The sequence below is a fragment of the Thermomonas sp. genome, from assembly GCF_046293095.1.
Lineage (GTDB): Bacteria > Pseudomonadota > Gammaproteobacteria > Xanthomonadales > Xanthomonadaceae > Thermomonas.
The window spans coordinates 465824-486759 of record NZ_JBKBPN010000001.1 but is presented as its reverse complement, the minus strand read 5'-3'; the positions used below and the strand labels follow the sequence as shown (position 1 = coordinate 486759).

Here is a 20936-nt window from a genome sequence, read left to right as displayed (position 1 = left end):
AGCAGTGCCAGCACCCCGATGGTGGAGGCGACGGCGATGAGGCCGATATCGCCGATGCGGGCGGCCTGGATGAACAGCGCCGCGGCCCCGATGCCGCCTAGCAGGGACAGCAGCAGGACCGGGATGCCGGGGAGCGAGCGGAGCGCGTTCTCTTTCATGGTCTGGCTCGGCAGAGGGGTGAGATAATTAGATATCAAAAAGATATCCAATAGAGCAAGCGCCAGCCGACGAACGGTCGTGGGCCGTTCGCCATGCACCCTGGGGTGGCGCCTTACTGCTGGGGAACGAGATAGAACAGCGGAGCCGGGCGCGATTCGCCGGTGGCATACAGGCCGGCCCCCCCCGCACTCCAGCCCAGCGCCTCGGCCTGCGGGATCAGCGGGATGTCATGGGTCTCGGGTGCGTGCGCCACCGCGTCGGCCCAGCCTTGGCCCTCCTCGCGGCGGTAGAACAGCACGCTGCCGTAGGTGAGCACGGCCAGCGTGCGCCGATCCGGCGAGATGTCGGCGGCGGTGACCTGCGCGAATAGCGACGCCAGCTTGGGGTCCTTGCGCCGCAGCTCTGCGCCGACTTGCGGCACGCCGGAGAGTCGTCCGACCCGGCGCGCCTCGACCACCAGGCCGGGCGGGGCATTCAGCGGCAGCGTGAACAGCTCGGGCGGCATGCGCTTCTTGGACACCAGCAGCACCTGCCCTGCTGCCGCATCCACTGCCACGGCTTCGCAGTCGCGCGGGCCGTCCGGCCAACGGGCGCGGATCGTGCGGACCGGGGCAAGCGTGCCATCCATCAGGACGGCCGGCTCCTCGAACACATGCAGCGCGAAGTCGCGCCGTTGTCCGCCGTTGTCGCCGGTGTCGGCCAACAGCAGATAGTGATGCCTGCCCTGGCTGAAGCTGGCCAGGTCCTCCCAGTCGATGTTGCGCGCGCCACGGATGTCGTAGCGCGCCAGCAAACGGCCGCGGCGACTGATGGCGTACAGCCGCGCCGGATTGCCGCTGTCGTTGTGCACCCACAACACGTCGTCGTGCACGCGGGAGGCGGCAAGCCCGCTGATTTCATCCAGTTCCGCGGACGTGACCAGCCCGGCCAGCCGCGCGAACGGCAGCGGCGGCGGCGAACAGGCGGCAAGGCCCAGCAGCAGCGTGGCCGCGGTTGCGGCCCGCGAAAAGGGGGAGAGCGGCATGTGCCAAGGATCGCATGCCCCGCCTCGCGAACGAAGGGTGGCGACAAGGGCGGGGCGATCTGTGCCACGATGGCCATATGAGCGAAACGTCGGGCTACGCCGTGTATCTGTTCCCTCAGGCCATCGAGGCCCTGGGCGGCGCCATCCAGCCGTACCTGCAGACAGGCCCCGCGGGGCCGTTCGTGCCCTGCCGCGAGGTGGACACTGGCGGCGCTTTCATCGAGATGGTGCTCGAAGGGCGCGCGCCCGACGGGCAGGCTGTCGATCTGGAGCTGATGGTGCCGGGCAACATGGTGCGGATGATCGTGTCGGCACGCAGCGATACCGAGTTCGGCTTCTACCAGCGGCATCGTCCGGGCGCGGTGATCCTGGAGCCCGGTATGCCGCCGGTGCCCGAGGGGCCAGCGGCCCCGGTTGACTGAGGCGTCAGTCCTCCAGCCGGCGCCAGCCGCGTCCGTCGAACCCTTCCAGGGGCCGGAACCGCCGTTTGTAGTCCATCTTGGGATGGCCGGCGATCCAGTAGCCCAGGTACAGGTGCGCGCGGTCGTCGCGCCGGGCCAATGCGATCTGCTGCAGCACGCCCAGCGTGCCCAACCCGCGCGCCGTTTCGTCGGGGTCGTAGAAGGTGTAAACCGCCGACAGCGCATCCGGGGCGAGGTCGGTCACCGCCACTGCCAGCAGCCGGTGGCTGCCCTGCTGGCGCAACTCCAGGAAGCGGCTGTCGCTCCAGGCCCCCATCAGGAACTGCTCGAACTCGTGCGCACCGTGGTCGTCCATGCCGCCGCCCGGATGGCGCGAGGCCAGGTAGCGCTGGTACAGCGCCAGGTACTCGTCGGTGCAGGCCGGGGCCACCACGTGCGCGACGATATCGGCGTTGCGGGCCAGGCAGCGGCGCTGGCTGCGGTCGGGCGTGAACGCGGCCACCGGCACGCGCACCGGCACGCAGGCGCGGCAGCCGCTGCAGCCGGGGCGGTAGACGATGTCGCCAGAGCGGCGGAAGCCCCACGCCAGCGCCATCGGGTACAGCATCGGCAGGCGCGGGTCGCGCGGATCCAGCACCAGGTCCCGCGCCTCGCGGTCGGGCCAGTAGCCGCAGGGGTGTGGGGCGCTGTGGAACAGCCGCAGGTTGTTGTCGTCGTTGCCGCCCATGCCCGCAGGATAGCGCTGACCTTCAGGTGCGCGCAGGGGAAGCGGTCAACCGCGCGGCGTGCGGGACGTTTTCCTTGGCAAGCCCGGCCGGTGCCGGGAGGAGACGGACCATGAAGAAATTGCACATCCTGATGCTTGCGGTTGCCGCCGCATCGACCTCGGCGCTGGCACTGGCCCAGACCGCAGCGCCAGGCGCGCATCCGCGCCCCGATGCCAATGGCGACGGCGTCGTCACCAAGGCCGAGGCGGCGCAGTTCCCGCGCCTGGCCGGCCGGTTCGACCAGCTGGACCGCAACAAGGACGGCAAGCTGGCGGCCGACGAACTGCCGATGCAGCGCAAGGGCATGCGCGGCCAGGACGGCAAGGCGCGCGGCATGCGCGCGCTGGACGCGGACGGTGATGGCCGCATCAGCCGCGCGGAGATGCAGGCGGGGGAGAAGACCTGGGCGCAGCGTTTTGACGCGATGGACGTGAACAAGGACGGCTACGTCGACCGCGCCGACATGCAGGCCCGCATGGCGACCCGGCGCGCCGAGTGCTTCGCCAAGGCGGATGCCGACAAGAACGGCCAGCTCAGCCGCGCCGAGTTCGATGCGATGGGCCAGGCCTGTGGTCGCCACGAGGGCAAGGCGGGGCGGATGCCGCACGGCCCGCACGCGCCGGGCCCGATGCCGCCCAAGCAGTAAGTTGCTCGCGCAAGACCGGCGGCCCGCTGCGGGCGGGCCGTCGGCGTCAGTGCGAGGCGAGCACGCGCCAGACAGTGCCCTCGCGCTCCACGTCCAGCGTGCGTGTTGGTGACGTCCCCACGTCCAGCCGCACCTGCCCGCGGCCGCTGCCATCGGTGGTGTAGTCATGGATGTGGATGGCCAGTGCGCTCTTGCCGGAACAGGCGGAGGCGGGTGACAGCCGCGCTGGGCCAGTGGGCAGCACGGCCAGCAGCGCCGGCGACGGATCGGCGCCATCCACCGCCACGCAGGCATGCGCCGGCTTGCGCTTGGCCAGCGTATCAGCCACCAGCAGGCGGGCCAGCGCGGTGGGCACGTCAGCGCGGTATTCCTGCAAGTCCGTAATCGCTTCCGGCACCGGCATGGCCGGTGCGTCGGACACCGCAGGCTTGCTGGTGGCGGCCGTGGGCTCCACGGCGGGTGGCTTGCGGCTTACGTAGGTGATCAGGCCGACGCCGGCGGCGATCAACAGCAGCAGCCCCAGCTTCAGGCGCTTGCCGCCGAACAGCCCGCGGTCCGTGGCCGCGCCCGTGCCGCCGTGGCGCCCCGTGGGCAGGTAGCTGGCGCCGGGCTCGCGGGTGCTCTCCAGCAGGCCCAGCTCGCGCAGCAGCTGGCGGCCGCGCGGTTGGTCCTCCGAGCGCAGGATCCACACCGACGGCACGTCCTCGGGCATGCGCCGACTGTCGTAGCTGAAACTGCCGCGCCGGTGGCCGCGATAGGAGCGGCCATGGGTGATCTTGACCTCGATGCCCTCGGCGCGCAGCAGCTCGGCCACCGCCTCGACGTTCTCCAAGCGCTGGCTGGAAAACACCTTTCTCACGCGGGCAGCACCCGGATCATGCCTTCCTGCGCGGTGCTGGCCACCAGCCGGCCCGCACGGTCGAAAATCTGGCCGCGGGCCAGCCCGCGTGCGCCCTGCGCGCTGGGGCTGTCGATCGAATACAGCAGCCACTCGTCAGCGCGGAAGCTGCGGTGGAACCACAGCGCGTGGTCCAGCGAGGCCATCTGCACGTTGGGCTGGTAGTAACTGATGCCGTGCGGGAAGGTGGCGGTGCCCAGCAGGTGGAAGTCGCTGGCGTAGGCCAGCAGTGCGCGGTGCAGCTCCGGTGCATCGCCGACTTTTTCGCTAAGGCGGAACCACACCTGCTGGAACGGTGGGCGCTTGGGCGGGTTGAGCTCGTCGCGCGGGTACACGTGACGGAATTCGAACGGTCCTGCCCGGTTGAGCCAGCGCTGCACCATGGTGGGCAGCTGGGCCAGCCGCTCCGGGGAGATGGCCGGTGCCGGCTCAAGATCCTCGGGCTTGGGGACTTCCGGCATCGACAGCTGGTGCTCTGCGCCAGGCTCCTCACTTTGGAACGAGGCGGCGCAGAAGAAGATCACCTTGCCGTGCTGGATCGCGGTGACCCGGCGCACCGAGAAGCTGCCGCCGTCGCGGGTGCGATCGACGTGATAGACGATCGGGGCCTCGATGTCACCGGCCCGCAGGAAATAGGCGTGCAGCGAATGTGCCGTGCGCGGCTGGGTGAGGGTGGCCTGCGCTGCCGACAGGGCCTGCCCCAGCACCTGCCCGCCAAACACGTATTTGGTGCCGATGTCCCGGCTCTGGCCGCGGAACAGGTCGTCTTCCAGCCGTTCCAGCGATAGCAGTTCGATGAGTTCGGAGACGGGCGCGTTCATGCGCTGATTATAGGGGGCGCCGGATGGCGGGCAGCTGTCCGGCCGCGCGCAGGGCCGCTAAGCGAGGCGCGGCAAGCCCACCGTGGCCAGCACGGCGTCCCATGGGAACAGCGGCCCCGGATCGCGCTTACGGCGCACCTTCACGGCCGGATCGTCGCTGGCCTCGACCTCGTCGCGGTCCAGGTCCTCGTGGCCGGCCAGTTGCGCCAGCGCCGGCAGCTCCCCGCGCAGCCATTGCAGCAGCGCGACCAGGGCGGCGATCTGCGCCCCGGTATAGGGTTCGTCCATCGCCTGGTGGCGCGAATCCAACCAGTCGGGAAAGCGGCCGGTGTTGACCAGCTCGATGCCCACGCTGCGCCCGTTCCAGCCGCGGGTGTGGTGGGCGACGCGGCCCGGCGGCACGTATTCCTCGATGCGGCCGTCGCGGTCGATGTAGTAATGGCCGCTGTTGCCGGTGCCGGAGTCGTAAAGCACCCGCTCGCCGTAGGTCCGCGCGGTGGCGAGGTCGGGCAGTTCGGTGCAATGCAGGACCACGGTGTCCACCGCCTCCAGCGGGCGCTCCGCCAGCAGGCCGACGTAGGGCAGGGGATGCGGGTGGATCGCGGGCGCGGACATGCCCCGATGCTAGCATTCACCCATGAGAGGACATTGCATCCTGTCGCACGGCTTCGAAAGCGGCCCCGATGCGACCAAAGTGACCGCGCTGGCCGACGTGGCCGAGCGCCTCGGCTGGACCCACGAGCGCCCCGACTACACCGATCTCGACGCCCGCCGCGAGATCACGCCGCTGGGCGACGTGCCGGCGCGCGTCGCCCGCCTGCTCGGGCTGGCGCAGGCCGCCGCCGCGCGCGGCCCGCTGGTGCTGGCCGGCTCCAGCCTCGGGGCCTACATCAGCGGCCACGTTTCGCTGCAGGTGCCGGTGGTGGGCCTGTTCCTGATGGCGCCACCTGTCGTGATGGAGGGCGCACCGCCGATGCCGGCTTCAGAGGTGCCGACTTCGATCCTGCATGGCTGGCATGACGAATTGATCCCGGCCGCGCGGGTGGTGGACTGGGCCGCAGCGCGCAGCGCGCGGCTGCTGCTGGTGAATGATTCCCACCGCCTGTCCGACCACGTGCAGGCCAGCGCCGACGCGTTCGCCCAGTTGCTGGCTTCGCTTGCCGTGCCTGCATAGCCCGTTGCTCGTCCTTCCCGCGCAGACGGGCCGCTTCTGAAGGATGAAGTTTCCGTTTTGCTTGTGAATTGAAGGCCGGATTCCCGCCTGGACGGGAATGACGGCCACACGCTATCGAGGTATCCGTGAAATTTTTCGCTTCCTGCGGCAAGGGCCTGGAATACCTGCTGGCCGACGAACTGGTCGCGCTGGGCTGTACGCGCGCCACCGCCACCATTGCCGGCGCCAATGTCGAAGGCTCCCTGCTGGATGCCCAGCGCGCCGTGCTGTGGTCGCGGCTTGCCAGCCGCATCCTGTGGCCCATCGCCGAGTTCGAGTGCGCTGACGAGCAGGCACTCTATGCCGGTGCGGCCGCGGTGGACTGGACGCACCACCTCTCGCCCGATCACACCTTCGCCATCGATGCCCACGTCTCTGGCGATGCATTGACCCATGCGCGCTACGCTGCGCAGCGGGTGAAGGACGCCATCGTCGATACCCTGCGTGCCCGCACCGGCCAGCGGCCGGACGTGGACGTGGAATCGCCGGATGTCCGCATCCACCTGGTCGTCCGCAAGGGCCGCGCCACGCTGTCCATCGACCTGTCCGGCGGGCCCATGCATCGCCGCGGCTGGCGCCGCGTGCAGGGCGCTGCGCCGTTGAAGGAAACCGTGGCCGCCGCCGTGCTGCACCGCGCCGGCTGGCCGCAGATGTATGCCGAAGGCGGCGACCTGCTGGATCCGATGTGCGGCAGCGGCACGCTGCTGATCGAGGGGGCGCTGATGGCGGCTGACGTGGCGCCGGGGCTGCGCCGCCACGGTGATGCGCCGCCGACCCGCTGGATCGGTTTTGATGGCGAGGCGTGGGCAGGCCTGCGCATCGACGCCATCGCCCGCGAGGCGCGGGGCCGCGCGGCGCTGCGGCCCTGCTTCCACGGCAGCGATGTGGATCCGCATGCCATCCGCGCCGCCCGCGAGAACGCGCAGGCTGCGGGCGTGGACGATGCCATTGGCTTTTCGATCCGAGACATCGCCGATCTTGCGCCGATGGAGAACCCGCGCGGCGTGGTCGCCAGCAATCCGCCCTACGACGCGCGGCTGGCCGCCGACCCGGCGTTGTACCGCGCGCTGGGCGAAGCGCTGAAGCGGGTGGCACCGCAGTGGCGCGCGGCGCTGCTGTGCGGCGATGCCGAATTGGCCCACGCCACCGGGCTGCGGGCGAGGAAACGCTACCAACTGTTCAACGGCGCCATCGAATGCAGCCTGATCGTGGTGGATCCCGTCGCGCCGCCGCCGCGTGATGCCAGCGAAAAGCGTGCGCTGCCAGAGGGCGCGCAGATGGTCGCCAACCGCCTGCGCAAGAACCTGGACAAGCTGGCGCGCTGGCGCCAGCAGGCGCAGGTGACCTGCTTCCGCGCCTACGACGCCGACATCCCGGAATACGCCTGCGCGGTGGACGTCTACACGACGATCGAGGGCGAGACCTGGCTGCACGTGCAGGAATACGCCGCGCCGGCCGAGATCCCCGAGGCCACCACCCGCAAGCGCCTGAGCGACCTGCTGCTGGCGGTGCGCGAGGTGTTCGGCGTCCCGCGCGAGCGGGTGGCGGTGAAGACGCGCAGCACCGGCAAGGGCGGCTCGAAATACGGCCACTTCGACCATCGCGGCGTCTTTCTCACCGTGGAAGAAGGCGGGGCCAAGTTGCAGGTCAACCTGTTCGACTACCTCGACACCGGGTTGTTCCTCGACCACCGCCCGCTGCGCGCGCGGATGGCGCTGGAAGCGCGCGGCAAGCGTTTTCTCAACCTGTTCTGCTATACCGGGGTGGCCACCGTGCAGGCGGCGGTGCAGGGCGCGGCGCAGACCACCAGTGTGGACCTGTCGGCCACCTATCTCGAATGGCTGGCGGACAACCTGCGCAGCAACAACATCGGGGGCACCCGCCACCGCATTGCGCAGGCTGATGCATTGAAATGGCTGGAAGCCGACGCCGGTGAATACGACGTGGTGTTCTGCGACCCGCCGACGTTCTCCAACTCCAAGCGGGCCGACGACTTCGACGTGCAGCGCGACCACGTGCGCTTGCTGCGCGCGGCGGTGGCGCGGCTGGCGCCGGGCGGCGTGCTGTACTTCAGCAACAATTTCCGCCGCTTCCGGCTGGACGAAGCGGCACTGGCCGGGTTCGCCCAGGTGGAGGACATCAGCGCTTCCACCATCCCACCGGACTTCGCCCGCAACGCGCGCATCCACCGCGCATGGCGGATCCTCCGGCGCGGCGGCTGATCAGGGTTCCGCGCCGGCCTGCTCGCGCCGGTGCATCAGCAGGCCTGCGGCCACCACGCCCAGCGCGACTACGCTCACGATCAGCGTCGCCAGTGCGTTGATCTCCGGGGTCACGCCCAGCTTCACTTTCGAATAGATCAGCATCGGCAGGGTGCTGGCGCCGGGGCCGGAGGTGAAGCTGGCGATCACCAGGTCGTCCAGCGACAGGGTGAAGGCCAGCAGCCAGCCCGCCAGCAGGGCCGGGGCGATCAGCGGCAGGGTGATCAGCCAGAACACCTGCCACGGGCGTGCGCCCAGGTCCATCGCGGCTTCTTCCAGGCTGTCATCCAGTGTGCTCATGCGTGAGCGCACCACCACCGTGACGTAGCAGGTGGTCAGGGTGATGTGGGCGATGGCAATCGTGCCCATGCCGCGTTCGGGCCAGCCCAGCGCCTGCTGCAAGGTGACGAACAGCAGCAGCGAGGACAGGCCCAGCATCACGTCCGGCATCACCATCGGCGCGGAGTTCATCAGGCTGAGCAGACCGCGGCCGGGGAAGCGGCCGAACCTTGAGAGCGCCAGCCCGCAGGCGGTGCCAAGCACGGTGGCGGCACTGGCGGCCACCGCGGCAATGGTCAGGCTGCGCGCCAGCGCCTGCAGGATCTGCTCGTTGGAGAACAGGGCCACATACCAGCGGGTGGAGAAGCCGGCCCAGACCGTGGCCATGCGCGAGGCGCTGAACGAGTACACCACCATCGAGATGATGGGCACGTACAGCAGCGCATAGCCCGTCGCCATCGCCGCCCACAGGCTCCAGTTGCGCCGCCTCATGCCTGCGCCTCGCTGCGCTCACGGCGGTTTTCCACGTATTCGAACAGCAGGGTGGGAATCACCAGCATCAGCAGCATGGCCACGGCCACCGCAGCGGCCAGCGGCCAGTCGCGGTTGGTGAAGAACTCGGTCCACAGCACGCGGCCGATGGTCAGCGCGTCGGGCCCGCCCAGGATGTCGGGGATCACGAATTCGCCCACCGCCGGGATGAATACCAGCAGCGCGCCGGCGATGATGCCCGGCATCGACAGCGGCAGGGTCACCCGCAGGAACGCCTGCCACGGTTTCGCGCCCAGGTCGGCGGCGGCTTCCAGCAGCCCGAAGTCCAGCCGCATCAGCGTGGCCGTGAGCGGCAGGATCATGAAGGGCAGGTAGTTGTAGACGATGCCGATGTACACAGCGAGATCCGTGTGCAGGATCGCGGTGCCGGGTTCGACCAGGCCGAGGGCGGCCAGCGCGCCGGTCAGCACGCCGTTGGCCTTGAGCATGCCGATCATCGCGTAGGTGCGCAGCAGCGAGCTGGTCCAGAACGGCAGGATCACCAGCACCAGCAGCAGCATCCGCCAGGCCGGCCTGGCGCGGGCGATGCCGTAGGCGATGGGGTAGCCCAGCAGCAGGCAGCACAGGGTGGACACGCCGGCAAACAGCAGCGACTTCAGGTAGGCGGCGACGTACAGCGGATCCTGCAGCAACAGCAGGTAGCTGCCGGCATGCAGGCGCAGGCTGGTGGCGCCGTTGGCAGCGTGTTCCACCAGCGGCGTGTACGGCGGCGACTGCCCGAACACCGCCTCGGCAAAGCTGATCTTCAGCACGATCAGGAACGGTACCGCGAAGAACAGCAGCAGCCACAGCATCGGCAGCATGGTCACGACGAAGCGCCCGCGCCGGGTGCGGAACTCGGTTCCCACCGCGCGGAACCAGCCGAACAGGTTGCGGACCACATCCGCCCACAGCTGCGTCCAGCCGCCGCTTGGCACGCTGCTCATGTGGCCAGCACCACCGCGCCGCTGGCCGGCCAGCTCAGCCACAACCTCTCGCCCCAGTCGTAGTGTGGCTCGGAGCTGCGCTCCACGTGGGTTTCCTGCACGCGGATCACGGCGCCGGATTCGGTTTCCACGTGGTAGATCGACACGTCGCCGAGGTAGGCGATGTCGCGCACCTTGCCCACCGCCACGTTGTCGGCCTGCGGGCGTGATTCGTGCACGTCGATCTTCTCCGGGCGCACCGCCACGCTGACGGCGGTGCCTTCAGGCAGTGGGTCGGCGTGGCGGGCCTGCAGTGCGCCACCGTCCACCGCGTCGCAGGCGATGCGGGCGATGCGGGCGTCGGCATCGAACGACTGCACCCGTCCATCGAACAGGTTGATGCCGCCGATGAACTCGGCCACAAAACGGGTCGAGGGGTATTCGTACAGCGCTGCGGGGGTGGACACCTGTACGATGCGGCCGGCGTCCATCACCGCGATGCGGCTGGACATCGTCATCGCTTCTTCCTGGTCGTGGGTGACCATCACGAAGGTGGTGCCCACGCGCTCCTGGATGTTGACCAGCTCGAACTGGGTGCGTTCGCGCAGGCGCTTGTCCAGCGCGCCCAGCGGTTCATCCAGCAACAGAAGTTTGGGCTGTTTGGCCAATGCGCGCGCCAGGGCGACGCGCTGGCGCTGGCCGCCGGAGAGCTGCGCCGGCTTGCGTGCGCCCAGCTGCGGCATCTGCACCAGTTCCAGCATCTGCTGCACGCGGTCCTTGATCTCGCCCTTGCCCATGCCGTCCTGCTTCAGGCCGAAGGCGATGTTCTGCGCCACACTCATGTGCGGGAACAGCGCATAGTTCTGGAACATCATGTTCACCGGCCGCTGGTAGGGCGGCAGCGCGGTGACATCCACGCCGTCGATCAGCACCCGTCCGCGGTCGGGTGTCTCCAGCCCGGCCAGGATGCGCAGCAGCGTGCTCTTGCCCGAACCCGAGCCGCCCAGCAGCGCGAAGAACTCGCCCCGGTACACGTCCAGCGAAATGTCGTCGCAGGCATACAGCTTGCCGAAGGTCTTGGTGATGCCTTCAATCCGCAGGAACGGTTGCGCCGCCGGGTCCTTCCAGGGCTCCAAGGGCGCTGCGGAACGGATGGCCAGCGCCACGTCAGCGCCCGCTCTTGATCGCGGTCCAGGCGCGCACGCGCTGGCGCTGCACGGCCTCGGGCAGCGATTTGGGATCGACCAGCTTGGCGCGCACCGCTTCCGGCGGGTACACGCCCGGGTTGTTGGCGATCGCCGGTTCGACCAGCGCGGTGGCATCCTTGTTCGGATTCGCGTAGCCCACTGCGTCGGTGATCGCGGCGGAGACCTTCGGGTCCAGCAGGTAGTTGATGAAGGCCTGCGCGTTGCCAGGGTGCCTGGCGTCCTTCGGGATCGCCATCACGTCCACCCAGCGGATCGCGCCTTCCTTCGGGATGACATACCGGATGTCAGGCGCCTGCTTGCCGGTGGCTTCCGCCGCGGTGGCTGCGGCGTCGGCGGCGCCGAGGATATCGCCGGAATAGCCCATCGCCACGCAGACGTCGCCGTTGGCCAGCGCGTCCTTGTATTCGGCATTGTTGAAGGTGCGGATGTACGGGCGGATCGCGGCGTACACCTGCTTCACCGTTTCGATCTCGTCGGTGGCGCCGGCGTTCGGATCCTTGCCCTTCCAGATCAGCGCGGCGCCGAAGGCCTCCTGGTCGTCGTCCAGCACGCTGATGCCGCACTTCGCCAGCTTGGCGGCATTGGCGGGATCGAACAGCAGGTTCCACGAATCCATCGGCGCATTCTCGCCGAGCACCGCCTTCACCTTGTCGACGTTGATACCAAGGCCCGTGGTGCCCCACATGTACGGCACCACGTGGGCATTGCCCGGGTCGATGTCGGCCAGGCCTTCCAGGATGGCGGGGTCGAGGTGCGACAGGTTCGGCAGCTTGGCCTTGTCCAGCGGCAGGTACAGGCCGGCCTGGATCTGCCGCTGCGCGAACGGGCGCGCCGACGGGAACACCAGGTCGTAGCCGCTGCTGCCGGCGGTCAGCTTGGTCTCCAGCGTCTCGTTCTCGGAATAGACGTCGTAATTGACCTTGATCCCGGTCGCCTTCTCGAAATTGGCGATGGTGTCCTCGGCTACGTAATCGGACCAGTTGTAGACGTTGAGGACTTTTTCCTCCGGGCCGGCCGGCTTGGCGGTAGCAGCTGGGTCACCGCCGGACTTGCCGCCGCAGGCGGTCAGCAGCAGGACGGCACAGGCAAGGGGGGCAAGGCGCAGAGTCACGGCAATCTCCCGGGTGTGATCGGAGAATGTTACGCGCTGGCACGGGCAGGGTGGGGGGCGGATGCATCCCCACGCATGCGGCGGGTACTCGCGTGGGGCGCGGGCGGGGCACATCCGCCCCGCGTCGGGGGGCGCTCACTGGCTGCGGGGATGGCGGGGCAGCTGCGCCCGCAGGAACGCCATCTGGTCGGCCAGGATGTTGCGGTTGGACAGGATCAGGTGTTCCACCCAGCTGGGCCGGTAGGGGATGGCCAGCAGTGGCATCCCGGCCTGTTGCGGGGTGCGGTTGCCCTTGCGTGAGTTGCACTGCACGCAGGCGGTGACGACGTTTTCCCAGATGTCCCGGCCGCCCTTCGATACCGGCTGGACGTGGTCGCGGGTCAGGATGGTGCGGTGGTACTGGCGCCCGCAGTAGAGGCACAGGTGCTGGTCGCGCGCGAACAGGGCCTGGTTGGTCAGCGTGGGCGTCGGCGAGATTGCGGCGGGACGGACATGGCCGCGCGCCGCGATGATGGGGTGCAGGTGGACGATGCTGCGGTCACCGCTGGCACGCTGCAGGCCGCCACGCACCGTCAGGCAGGGGTCGCCCAGCGTCCACGCCACCGCGCCGCGCGCATACAGGCAGGTGGCGTCCTGCCAACTCAGCCAGTCCAACGCCCGCCCGTGGGCGTCCAGCGCCAGCAGGCGCAGCCCGGGGGCGAATGCGGGAGGAGCGGGGGAAACAGGCGCTGCCGCGTGCGGATCTGCAGCGGGGCGGTCGCCGGTCTGGACCAGGCGAAGAATCGCACTGTTCGTCTCCATCGGGTCATCAGCTTATACGCCCTTGATGACAGTTTGGAAACCGGATGCCGCCAGCCGCGCGCCCGACTGGACCGGGCGCGCGGCTGGGGGTCAGTACGCGCCGAAGCCGGCGTCGGGCAGGGCCATGAGCGTCTGCGCACCGGCCTCGATGGCGGCCTTGTGCGCCAGCGTGCGCGGCAGCACGCGGGCGAAGTAGAACCGCGCGGTCTCGCGCTTGGCGTCCTTGAACGCCTGCGGGCGGTCGGAGGCGTCGGCCGCGGCCACGCTGCGCGCCCACCAGTAGGCCAGTACCACGTAGCCGGAGTAGAACAGGTAGTCGGTGCTGGCCGCGCCCAGTTCCTCGGGGTTGCCGGCCGCACGCGTGAGCACGTCGATGGTGAGCTTGCCCCATTCGCCACACTTGGCGCGCAGCGGCGCGATGAACTCGGCCAGCGCGGCATCGCCTTCATGCTGCTTCGCGAACGCTTCCACTTCGGCCAGGAACAGCTTCAGCCCCGCGCCCTGCGTCGCCGCGGTCTTGCGGCCGATCAGGTCCAGCGACTGGATGCCGGTGGTGCCCTCGTAGAGGGTGGTGATGCGGGCATCGCGGGCGTACTGCTCCATGCCGTGCTCGTGGATGTAGCCGTGGCCACCGAAGCACTGCAGCGCGTTGTAGGTGTTCTCGATACTCCACTCGGTCAGGCAGGCCTTGGAGATCGGGGTGAGGAAGCTGACCAGGGTCTCGGCACGTTCGCGCTCGGCGGGATCGGCCGCCTTCTCGGCCTCGTCCAGCAGCGAGTAGGCGTGCATCGACAAGAGACGGCCGCCTTCGATCAGCGCCTTCTGGGTCAGCAGCATGCGGCGCACGTCGGGGTGCACCAGCAGCGGGTCGGCCGGCTTGTCCGGATACTTCGGGCCCGACAGCGAGCGCGACTGCAGGCGCTCGCGGGCATAGCGCAGCGCGTTCTGGTAGGCGCGCTCGGACAGCCCCAGGCCCTGCACGCCGACGCCCAGGCGGGCGGAGTTCATCATCACGAACATGGCCTGCAGGCCCTTGTGCGGCTGGCCGACCAAGTAGCCCTCGGCGCCGTCGAAGTTCATCACGCAGGTGGCCGAGCCGTGGATGCCCATCTTGTGCTCGATCGCGCCGCAGCGCACCGCGTTGCGTTCGCCTACCGTGCCGTCGCGCGCCACCTTGAACTTCGGCACCACGAACAGCGAGATGCCCTTGGCACCAGGCGGAGCATCCGGCAGTTTGGCCAGCACCAGATGGATGATGTTGGGCACCAGGTCGTGTTCGCCGGCGGTGATGAAGATCTTGGTGCCGGTGATGGCGTACTTGCCGTCGGCGATGGGTTCGGCGCGGGTCTTGATCAGGCCCAGGTCGGTGCCACAGTGCGGCTCGGTCAGGCACATCGTGCCGGTCCACTGGCCGGCCACCAGCGGCTTGAGGAAGACCTCCTTCTGCCAGTCCTCGCCGTAGGTTTCCAGCGCCTTGACCGCGCCGTGGCTGAGCATTGGGAAGTTGCCCCAGGCCAGGTTGGCGCTGTCCACCATTTCGGTCAGCACGCCGCCCAGCAGGGCGGGCATGCCCTGGCCGCCGTGCTCGGGCGCGTTGGTCAGGCCGGTCCAGCCGCCTTCGACGAACTGGTCGAACGCCTGCTTGAAGCCGGGCGGCGGGGTGACGTTGCCGGTGGCCTTGTCGTACTGGCAGCCGATTTCATCGCCGACCCGGTTGAGCGGGGCCAGCACGGTTTCGGTGAAGCGCGCGGCTTCGTCCAGCACGGCGTCCACCAGCTCGCGGTTGGCGTCGGCAAAGCCGAGGCGGGCAAACTGCGCTTCCGCGCCGAGGACGTCGTACAGGGCGAAGCGGAGGTCGTCGAGGGGGGCCTTGTAGGTGCTCATGCGTGGGATTCCAAGCGTGCGCGGGCCGCCATCCGGCCCGCCGGAAGCGTGAGCATACTACAGCGTATGGTTTGCCGGAACCGTGCCCTCAGCGCAACGCGCCAGGCAGCCCCGGCACCGGCGACAGCGCGCTTTCGCGCTTGATTTGCCAGGTCTTCTGCTTGCCGCCCTGCGGGGTTGCGCTGATGCTGCCGTGCAGGGTGTATGACAGGCCACGGCCGTCCGCCAGCGCGCTGGCGATGCGCGCACGCCCGGCCGGCAGCGGTTCGATGGTGGCGCTGTACACGTCCGCCGATTCCGGGCCGATGTCCAGCGCCGGTTGCAGGTCCAGCCGTGCCGCGTTGCCGTTGTCGAAGGCGATGTCCAGCGCGGTGGTGTCGAAGCGCATTGCCACGCTGCTGAAATTGTTGAGTCGCAGAGTGACATCCCAGCGGCCATCCGCGCGCACGTTGATCTGCTGGAGGCTGGCCGACGGTTCCGACACGCGGCGCACCGGGCCGCCGCTGCAGCCGGCCAGCAGGAGGGCGAAAGCGGCGATGCAGGCAAGCCGACGGATCATGCAAAGCCTCCGGGAAACGATGCCCGAAGCATACCCGCCGGCGGTGGCGTGCATCAGTAACCCTGCTCGGTGGCGGCCACCGGCAGTTCGCGGATGTACAGATCCTTGGCCGCAATGAACGCCTCGGCGCAGCGGTAGGCCTCCCGGCCCAGCGCCATGCGGGTATCCGCGTCCAGCGGTGCGCCGCCATGGGCGCCGACGAGCTGGGTGAACAGGGTCAGGGCGATGTCGTGGATGTCCATGGCGCGGCTCCGCTGGTCGAAGCCGTGACCATACACCGGCGGCAGCCGACCCGGAAAGCAGCAAGGCCCGGCGGATGCCGGGCCTTGCTGGGCAACGCAGCGCCGGGCGGCGGGGTTACCAGATCACGACCCGCTGATCGCCTTCCCGCACCATCGCGTCGCCGGCCTTGCAGCCGAACGCCTGCGCGAACGCCGGCATGTTGCTTGGTGCGCCGATGGCGCGGAAGTTCGCCGGGGCGTGCGGATCGGTGTTGAGGCGCACCTTCAGTTCGTCCGGGGTGAAGTTGCGGCGCCACACGGTGGCCCAGTTCATGAAGAAGCGCTGGTTCTCGCTGTAGCCGTCGATCTTGTCCTCGCCGCTCTTGCCCGCCGCCTTCAGCGCGTTCTGGTAGGCGTCCCAGGCCACGTTCAGGCCGCCCAGGTCGGCGATGTTCTCGCCCAGGGTCAACTGGCCCTTCACGTGCAGGCCGTCGATGGCCACGTAATCGTCGAACTGCTTGACCAGACGGGCGGTGCGCGACTGGAAGCCCTCCAAGTCGGCCTTGGTCCACCAGTTGTTGAAATTGCCCTTGGCGTCGAACTGGCTGCCCTGGTCGTCGTAGCCGTGCAGCATCTCGTGGCCGATCACCGCGCCGATACCGCCGTAGTTCAGCGCCGGGTCCGCCTTGGGGTCGAAGAACGGCGGCTGCAGGATCGCCGCCGGGAACACGATCTCGTTCATCAGCGGGTTGTAGTAGGCATTCACAGTCTGCGGGGTCATGCCCCATTCGCTGCGGTCGACCGGCTTGCCGATTTTCGCCATGTCCCAGGCGTGGTTGAACTTGGCCGCAGCCATGATGTTCTGCACGTAGCCGTCACGGCCGGTGGCCAGGCCTTCCCAGCTGCGCCACTTGTCCGGGTAGCCGATCTTCGGCGTGAAGCTGGCCCACTTCTCCATCGCCTTGGCCTTGGTCTCCGCGCTCATCCAGTCCAGCTTCTCGATGCGGGCCTTGAGCGCCTCGCTCAGGTTGCGCACCAGCGTTTCCATCTGTGCCTTGGACTCGGCCGGGAAGTACTGCTTGACGTACAGCTGGCCCAGCGCCTCGCCGGCGGAGCCTTCCACGGTGTCCATCACGCGCTTCCAGCGCGGCTTCTGCTCCTTCTGGCCGCGCAGGGTGCGGGCGTAGAAATCGAAGCGCTCATCGTTGAACTTGCTGGACAGGAACGGTGCCATGCCGTCGATGGCGTTGATGCGCAGGTAGGCCTGCCACTGCGCGGCGGGCACATCGGCCAGCATCCTGTCGAACTCGGCGAAGAACTTCGGCTGCGACAGCGAGAAACCGTCGGCCTGCACGCCGTTGGCCTTGAAGAATTCCGACCACGGGAAGTGGGGCGAGGCCTTGTCGGCATCGGCCATCGTCACGTAGTGGTACTGGTTGTTGGGATCGCGCAGCTCGACCGGCGACAGCGACGCCTTGGCCAGGCGGGTTTCGAACGCCAGCACATCGGCGGCCTGCTTGTCGGCATCCGCAGTGGCCACGCCCGCGTTCTGCAGCTGCCTGGAGACGTGCTTCACGAACGCCTCGCGGATGGCCTTGTACTTGCCGTCCGGGCCGTCCTCCAGGTAGTAGGCCTTCTCCGGTAGCGACAGGCCGCCCTGGAAGGCGTAGCCGATCTTCTGGCTGGAGTTCTTGAAGTCCGCCTCGGCACCGAAGCTGAACACCTCGCCGCGGCCGGCCGCGAACTCGTCGCGCAGGTACTGGGCGATGTCGGCAGGCGTCTTCAAGGCGTTGATGCGGTCCAGCAGCGGCTGGATGGGCGCGATGCCGGCGGCCTCGATCTTGGCCTCGTCCATGCCGGTGGCGTACAGGTCGCCGATCAGCTTCTCGATGCCGGTGGCGTCCTTGTTCGCGGCGGCGGCCTCGACGATGCCCTTGCTGGCGGCTTTCGAGCGCTCGTCCAGCATCTCAAAGCTGCCCCAGCTGGTCTTGTCGGACGGCACCGGGTTGGCGGCCAGCCACTTGCTGTTCACGAAATCAGCGAGGTTGTCACAGACGTTCTTGCTGGTGTCCAGGTCGGCAACATTGAAGGCGGCCAGCGGCGGCAGTGCGGCCTGCGCGGGGGCGTCGGCCTTGGCGGCGCCGGTATCGGCGGGGGCGGCGGGCTTCTGGCACGCGCTCAGCGATGCGGTGATGGCGAGCGACAACAGCAGGAACTTCGGGGTTTTCACGGGGTGGGGCTCCGGCGGGCGGAAGGGGGATGAAGAAAGACGCGGCACAAGGCCGCGTCTCCAGACTGTATCGGTTGGCCCGGGGGGCGGGGGGTGCCGGAGGTCATGGGCCTCCGGTGCCCGCCGACCGGCGGCTCAGGGCGAGAAGCGCGGATCGGTGATCTTCATCTCGGTGACCGGGCCGTAACCCCGCATCACGTCGCGGATCCTGGCGGCGTCGCCGATGGCCACGATCACCAGGTCCTTGCTGTCCGGGAACACCGCGCGCGCGGCGGCCACCTGCTCCGGCGTGGCCGCGGCCACCTGGCCCAGGTAGCCATCAATGTAGTCGCGGCCATCGCCGTACAGGGTCAGCCAGGCGATGGCGCTGGCCAGCTGCGGCGCGGTCTCCAGGCCCGGGGCGTATTGCCCGGCGATATAGTGCTTTGCCGATTGCAGGGTGGCCGCGTCGAGGCCGTCGCGGTGCAGGCGGTCGAGGGTGGCAATGGCCAGGTCGATCGCGGCCTTGGTCGATTCGGTTCGGGTGAAGCTGGTGATCTGCGCGCCGCCCGGCAGGCGCGGGCGCTCGATCCGCGAGCCGGCGCCGTAGGTCAGGCCGGACTTCACCCGCAGCTCGGTGTTCAGCATCGAGGTGAAGCGGCCGCCGAATGCGGTCTGCACCAGATCCTGCGCGGCCCGCGCGGGGTCGTCGCGGGACGTGCCCACGTTGCCCAGGGCAAAGTAGGTCTGGGTCGCCCCCGGCTTGTCCACCAGCAGCACGCGGCGGCCGGTTTCCCGGGCTTTCGCGGCGATCTGCGGCAGCGCGCCGGCTGCCTTGCCCCAGCTGCCGAACGCCTGCCTCACCTGCGCGGTGACAGCGGCGGGATCGAAGTCGCCGGCAATCGAAATGATCAGGCGGTCACCGCCCATCTGCTGGCGGCGGAAGGTCTGCAGATCGTCCAGGGTGATCCTGGCCAGGCTGGTTTCGTCGCCGCCGGTCGGTCGGCCGTAGGGGTGGCCGCGGAACAGCCAGCCGTTGGCGTACAGGCCGATCAGCTGGCGCGGATCGGCGTCTTTGGCAGCCGCGATGCCGTCAATGGCCCGCTTGCGCAGCTTGTCGAACTCGGCCTGCGTCATGGCCGGGCGCAGCAGCGCGTCTGCCAGCAGCGACAGCATCAGCCCGGTGTCCTTCGACAGGAACTGCGCGTTGGCGGTCAGCGCCTCGGCCGAGCTGCCGAAGGCCATGCTGCCACCGGCACCGTCCACGGTCTGCGCGAACGCCAGCGCATCGCGGTCGCCAGCCCCCTTGGACAGCATCTCCGCCAGCAGGTCGGCCGTGCCCTCCTTGCCGGCCGGGTCGGCCAGCGCGCCGCCGCGCACCAGCACGGTCGCGGCCACCATCGGCACGTCCTTGCGCGGTGCCAGCAGCAGCGTGGCGCCGTTGTCCAGCCGGACGGTCTGGTAGTCGGGCAGCTTGATGTCGCCGGCACCCGCGGTGCCGAACGCGAACGCGGCCAGCGCCGCGAGAACAAAACGCAGGCGGCTCATCGTGCGCCCTCCTTGTTGTTGGCAGCAGGCGCTTTCTGGGCCGCGGGTGCGGCAACGGGCTGCAGCAGGCCGGTGGTGCGGTTCTGCTTGCGCAGGATCTTCGCGGCCAGCGCCTGCACCTGGGCGGCGGTGACGGCCTCGAAGGCGGCCGGTTCGTCGAAGGCCTTGCGGTAGTCGCCTTCGAACACCTCGGCGGTGCCCAGCGCGCGCGCTTTGCCGTTGATGGTAGCCATGCCGCGCCAGAACGCGGACAGCTTCAGGTTGCGGGCCTTCTCCAACTCGGCGGTGGTCACGCCGTCGCGCGCGATCTTCGCCAGCTCGTCGTCCAGCAGGGTTTCCGCCTTCGCCATGTCGCCGCCCGGCGGCAGCATCGCGTACACCCACAGCAGGCCGGGATCGAAGCCGGCCTCGGCGAACGCGCCGGCATCCACCGCCGCCTGTTCCTGCTCGACCAGGCGCTGGTGCAGGCGCGAGGACTGGCCCTGCGCCAGAATGGTGCCCAGCAGTTCCAGCGTCGGATAGTCCTTGCTGCCGGCACCGATGCCGCTGTGGAAGGCGTAGGCAACGATCGGGGACTGCGCATCGGCGCGCTCCACCACCAGGCGGCGCTCGCCCAGCTGCTCGGGTTCCACCGTGGTGACGGGGGTCGGTTCCGGCTGGCGCGGCAGCGCGGCCAGGTACTTGTCGGCCAGGGCGAACACCTGCGCCGGCTCGACGTCGCCGGCGACCACCAGCACCGCGTTGTTGGGCGCGTAGTAGGTCTTGAAGAACTGCTTGAGGTCGTCGCTTGTCCAGCGCTCGATGTCGCTGGGCCAGCCGATGGTGGGGATCTGGTAGGGATGCGCGAGGAAGGCGGTGGCCTGCATCTGCTCCATCAGTGTCCCCATGCTGTCGTTGTCCACGCTGGAGCGGCGCTCGCTGTAAACCACGCCGCGCTCGCTTTCGACCACCTTCGGGTCGAAGGCCAGGTGGGCCATGCGGTCGCTCTCGAGGTCGAAGATGGTCTCCAGCGCGCTGGACGGGAACCAGTCGGTGTATATCGTCAGGTCGTTGCTGGTGCTGGCGTTGTTGCTGCCACCCGCGGCTTCCATGGTGCGGTCGAACTCGCCCGGTGCGCGCCGGGTGGTGCCGTTGAACATCATGTGTTCGAAGAAGTGCGCCAGCCCGGTGATGCCGGCGTGCTCGTTGCGGCTGCCCACCTTGTAGAAGGTGTAGTAGTTCGCATTGGGGATGTCATGGTCCGGCCAGACGATGATCTTCAGGCCGTTGGCCAGGGTTTTGCTGGCGATGGTCGCGCTGCCGGGGACGGCGGCGACAGTCGGTGCGGGCGGCGTGGCTGCGCGCGCGGCGAGGGCCGCGGTGCCCAGCGCAAGCGCGCAGGCGAGGGGGATAAGGCGCATGGGGGGTTTTCCCGTAGTGGAACCTGCATACCTTAGCCGCAGGCGTGC

The 20936-nt window shown here is 69.0% G+C and carries 20 protein-coding genes; 4 read left to right on the top strand and 16 right to left on the bottom strand.

Annotated elements, in window-relative coordinates; genetic code table 11:
* Positions 1 to 271: 271 nt before the first annotated feature.
* The gene (locus ACK4SG_RS02385; RefSeq protein WP_409599318.1) at positions 272 to 1183 is read right to left on the bottom strand and encodes a hypothetical protein; all 912 of its coding nucleotides are present in this window, start codon (positions 1181 to 1183) and stop codon (positions 272 to 274) included.
* 77 nt (positions 1184 to 1260) lie between these two features.
* Here ACK4SG_RS02385 and ACK4SG_RS02380 point away from each other — a divergent pair, with 77 nt between their 5' ends.
* Positions 1261 to 1605 (top strand): hypothetical protein, encoded by a 345-nt coding sequence (locus tag ACK4SG_RS02380; RefSeq protein WP_409599316.1) that lies wholly within the window; start codon positions 1261 to 1263, stop codon positions 1603 to 1605.
* 4 nt (positions 1606 to 1609) lie between these two features.
* Here the strand turns inward: ACK4SG_RS02380 and ACK4SG_RS02375 are convergent, their stop codons facing one another.
* Positions 1610 to 2332 (bottom strand): arginyltransferase, encoded by a 723-nt coding sequence (locus tag ACK4SG_RS02375; protein ID WP_409599314.1) that lies wholly within the window; start codon positions 2330 to 2332, stop codon positions 1610 to 1612.
* A 110-nt stretch (positions 2333 to 2442) separates the two neighbouring features.
* On the opposite strand from ACK4SG_RS02375, the gene ACK4SG_RS02370 reads away from it, so the two are divergent.
* Positions 2443 to 3018: an EF-hand domain-containing protein gene (locus ACK4SG_RS02370; RefSeq protein ID WP_409599312.1), complete on the top strand. Its 576-nt coding sequence runs from the start codon at positions 2443 to 2445 to the stop codon at positions 3016 to 3018.
* 46 nt (positions 3019 to 3064) lie between these two features.
* Here the strand turns inward: ACK4SG_RS02370 and ACK4SG_RS02365 are convergent, their stop codons facing one another.
* Genes ACK4SG_RS02365 through ACK4SG_RS02355 form a run of 3 tightly spaced genes read right to left on the bottom strand, consistent with a single transcriptional unit; the run spans position 3065 to position 5352 of the window.
* Positions 3065 to 3877 (bottom strand): hypothetical protein, encoded by an 813-nt coding sequence (locus tag ACK4SG_RS02365; RefSeq protein WP_409599310.1) that lies wholly within the window; start codon positions 3875 to 3877, stop codon positions 3065 to 3067.
* On the bottom strand, positions 3874 to 4737 hold the full coding sequence (gene tesB, locus ACK4SG_RS02360; protein ID WP_409599308.1) for an acyl-CoA thioesterase II: 864 nt from the start codon (positions 4735 to 4737) through the stop codon (positions 3874 to 3876). Before tesB ends, ACK4SG_RS02365 begins: the two co-directional genes overlap by 4 nt.
* Before the next feature lie 57 nt (positions 4738 to 4794).
* Positions 4795 to 5352 carry an N-acetylmuramoyl-L-alanine amidase gene (locus ACK4SG_RS02355; RefSeq protein ID WP_374557314.1) on the bottom strand — a complete coding sequence of 186 codons (558 nt, stop codon included), beginning with the start codon at positions 5350 to 5352 and terminating at the stop codon, positions 4795 to 4797.
* Positions 5353 to 5374: 22 nt separating this feature from the next.
* Between ACK4SG_RS02355 and ACK4SG_RS02350 the strand changes: the two genes are divergently transcribed.
* On the top strand, positions 5375 to 5911 hold the full coding sequence (locus tag ACK4SG_RS02350) for a hypothetical protein (RefSeq protein ID WP_409599306.1): 537 nt from the start codon (positions 5375 to 5377) through the stop codon (positions 5909 to 5911).
* A gap of 125 nt (positions 5912 to 6036) precedes the next feature.
* Positions 6037 to 8172, top strand: coding sequence for a bifunctional 23S rRNA (guanine(2069)-N(7))-methyltransferase RlmK/23S rRNA (guanine(2445)-N(2))-methyltransferase RlmL (gene rlmKL, locus ACK4SG_RS02345; RefSeq protein ID WP_409599304.1), 2136 nt, complete (start codon positions 6037 to 6039; stop codon positions 8170 to 8172).
* Here the strand turns inward: rlmKL and ACK4SG_RS02340 are convergent, their stop codons facing one another.
* From ACK4SG_RS02340 to ACK4SG_RS02290, 11 genes are all read right to left on the bottom strand, one after another.
* Positions 8173 to 8982 carry an ABC transporter permease subunit gene (locus ACK4SG_RS02340; protein WP_409599302.1) on the bottom strand — a complete coding sequence of 270 codons (810 nt, stop codon included), beginning with the start codon at positions 8980 to 8982 and terminating at the stop codon, positions 8173 to 8175.
* Complete coding sequence (locus ACK4SG_RS02335) at positions 8979 to 9845, bottom strand: ABC transporter permease subunit (RefSeq protein ID WP_409599711.1); 867 nt, start codon at positions 9843 to 9845, stop codon at positions 8979 to 8981. The genes ACK4SG_RS02340 and ACK4SG_RS02335 overlap by 4 nt, the downstream gene beginning before the upstream one ends.
* A gap of 119 nt (positions 9846 to 9964) precedes the next feature.
* Positions 9965 to 11083, bottom strand: a complete 1119-nt coding sequence (locus ACK4SG_RS02330) for an ABC transporter ATP-binding protein (protein ID WP_409599300.1) — start codon at positions 11081 to 11083, stop codon at positions 9965 to 9967.
* 31 nt (positions 11084 to 11114) lie between these two features.
* Positions 11115 to 12266 carry a polyamine ABC transporter substrate-binding protein gene (locus ACK4SG_RS02325; protein WP_409599298.1) on the bottom strand — a complete coding sequence of 384 codons (1152 nt, stop codon included), beginning with the start codon at positions 12264 to 12266 and terminating at the stop codon, positions 11115 to 11117.
* Positions 12267 to 12401: 135 nt separating this feature from the next.
* Positions 12402 to 13067, bottom strand: coding sequence for an HNH endonuclease (locus tag ACK4SG_RS02320; protein WP_409599296.1), 666 nt, complete (start codon positions 13065 to 13067; stop codon positions 12402 to 12404).
* A gap of 90 nt (positions 13068 to 13157) precedes the next feature.
* Positions 13158 to 14951, bottom strand: a complete 1794-nt coding sequence (locus ACK4SG_RS02315) for an acyl-CoA dehydrogenase C-terminal domain-containing protein (RefSeq protein WP_409599294.1) — start codon at positions 14949 to 14951, stop codon at positions 13158 to 13160.
* A gap of 88 nt (positions 14952 to 15039) precedes the next feature.
* Positions 15040 to 15510 carry a hypothetical protein gene (locus tag ACK4SG_RS02310; RefSeq protein WP_409599292.1) on the bottom strand — a complete coding sequence of 157 codons (471 nt, stop codon included), beginning with the start codon at positions 15508 to 15510 and terminating at the stop codon, positions 15040 to 15042.
* Positions 15511 to 15563: 53 nt separating this feature from the next.
* Positions 15564 to 15752 carry a hypothetical protein gene (locus ACK4SG_RS02305; RefSeq protein ID WP_409599290.1) on the bottom strand — a complete coding sequence of 63 codons (189 nt, stop codon included), beginning with the start codon at positions 15750 to 15752 and terminating at the stop codon, positions 15564 to 15566.
* A 115-nt stretch (positions 15753 to 15867) separates the two neighbouring features.
* A complete protein-coding gene (locus ACK4SG_RS02300; RefSeq protein ID WP_409599709.1) occupies positions 15868 to 17943 on the bottom strand; it encodes a M13 family metallopeptidase in 2076 nt (691 codons plus the stop codon).
* A gap of 153 nt (positions 17944 to 18096) precedes the next feature.
* Positions 18097 to 19488, bottom strand: coding sequence for a M16 family metallopeptidase (locus ACK4SG_RS02295; protein WP_409599288.1), 1392 nt, complete (start codon positions 19486 to 19488; stop codon positions 18097 to 18099).
* Entirely contained in the window at positions 19485 to 20888 is a 1404-nt protein-coding gene (locus ACK4SG_RS02290) for a M16 family metallopeptidase (protein WP_409599286.1), read from the bottom strand. The genes ACK4SG_RS02295 and ACK4SG_RS02290 overlap by 4 nt, the downstream gene beginning before the upstream one ends.
* Positions 20889 to 20936: the final 48 nt, after the last annotated feature.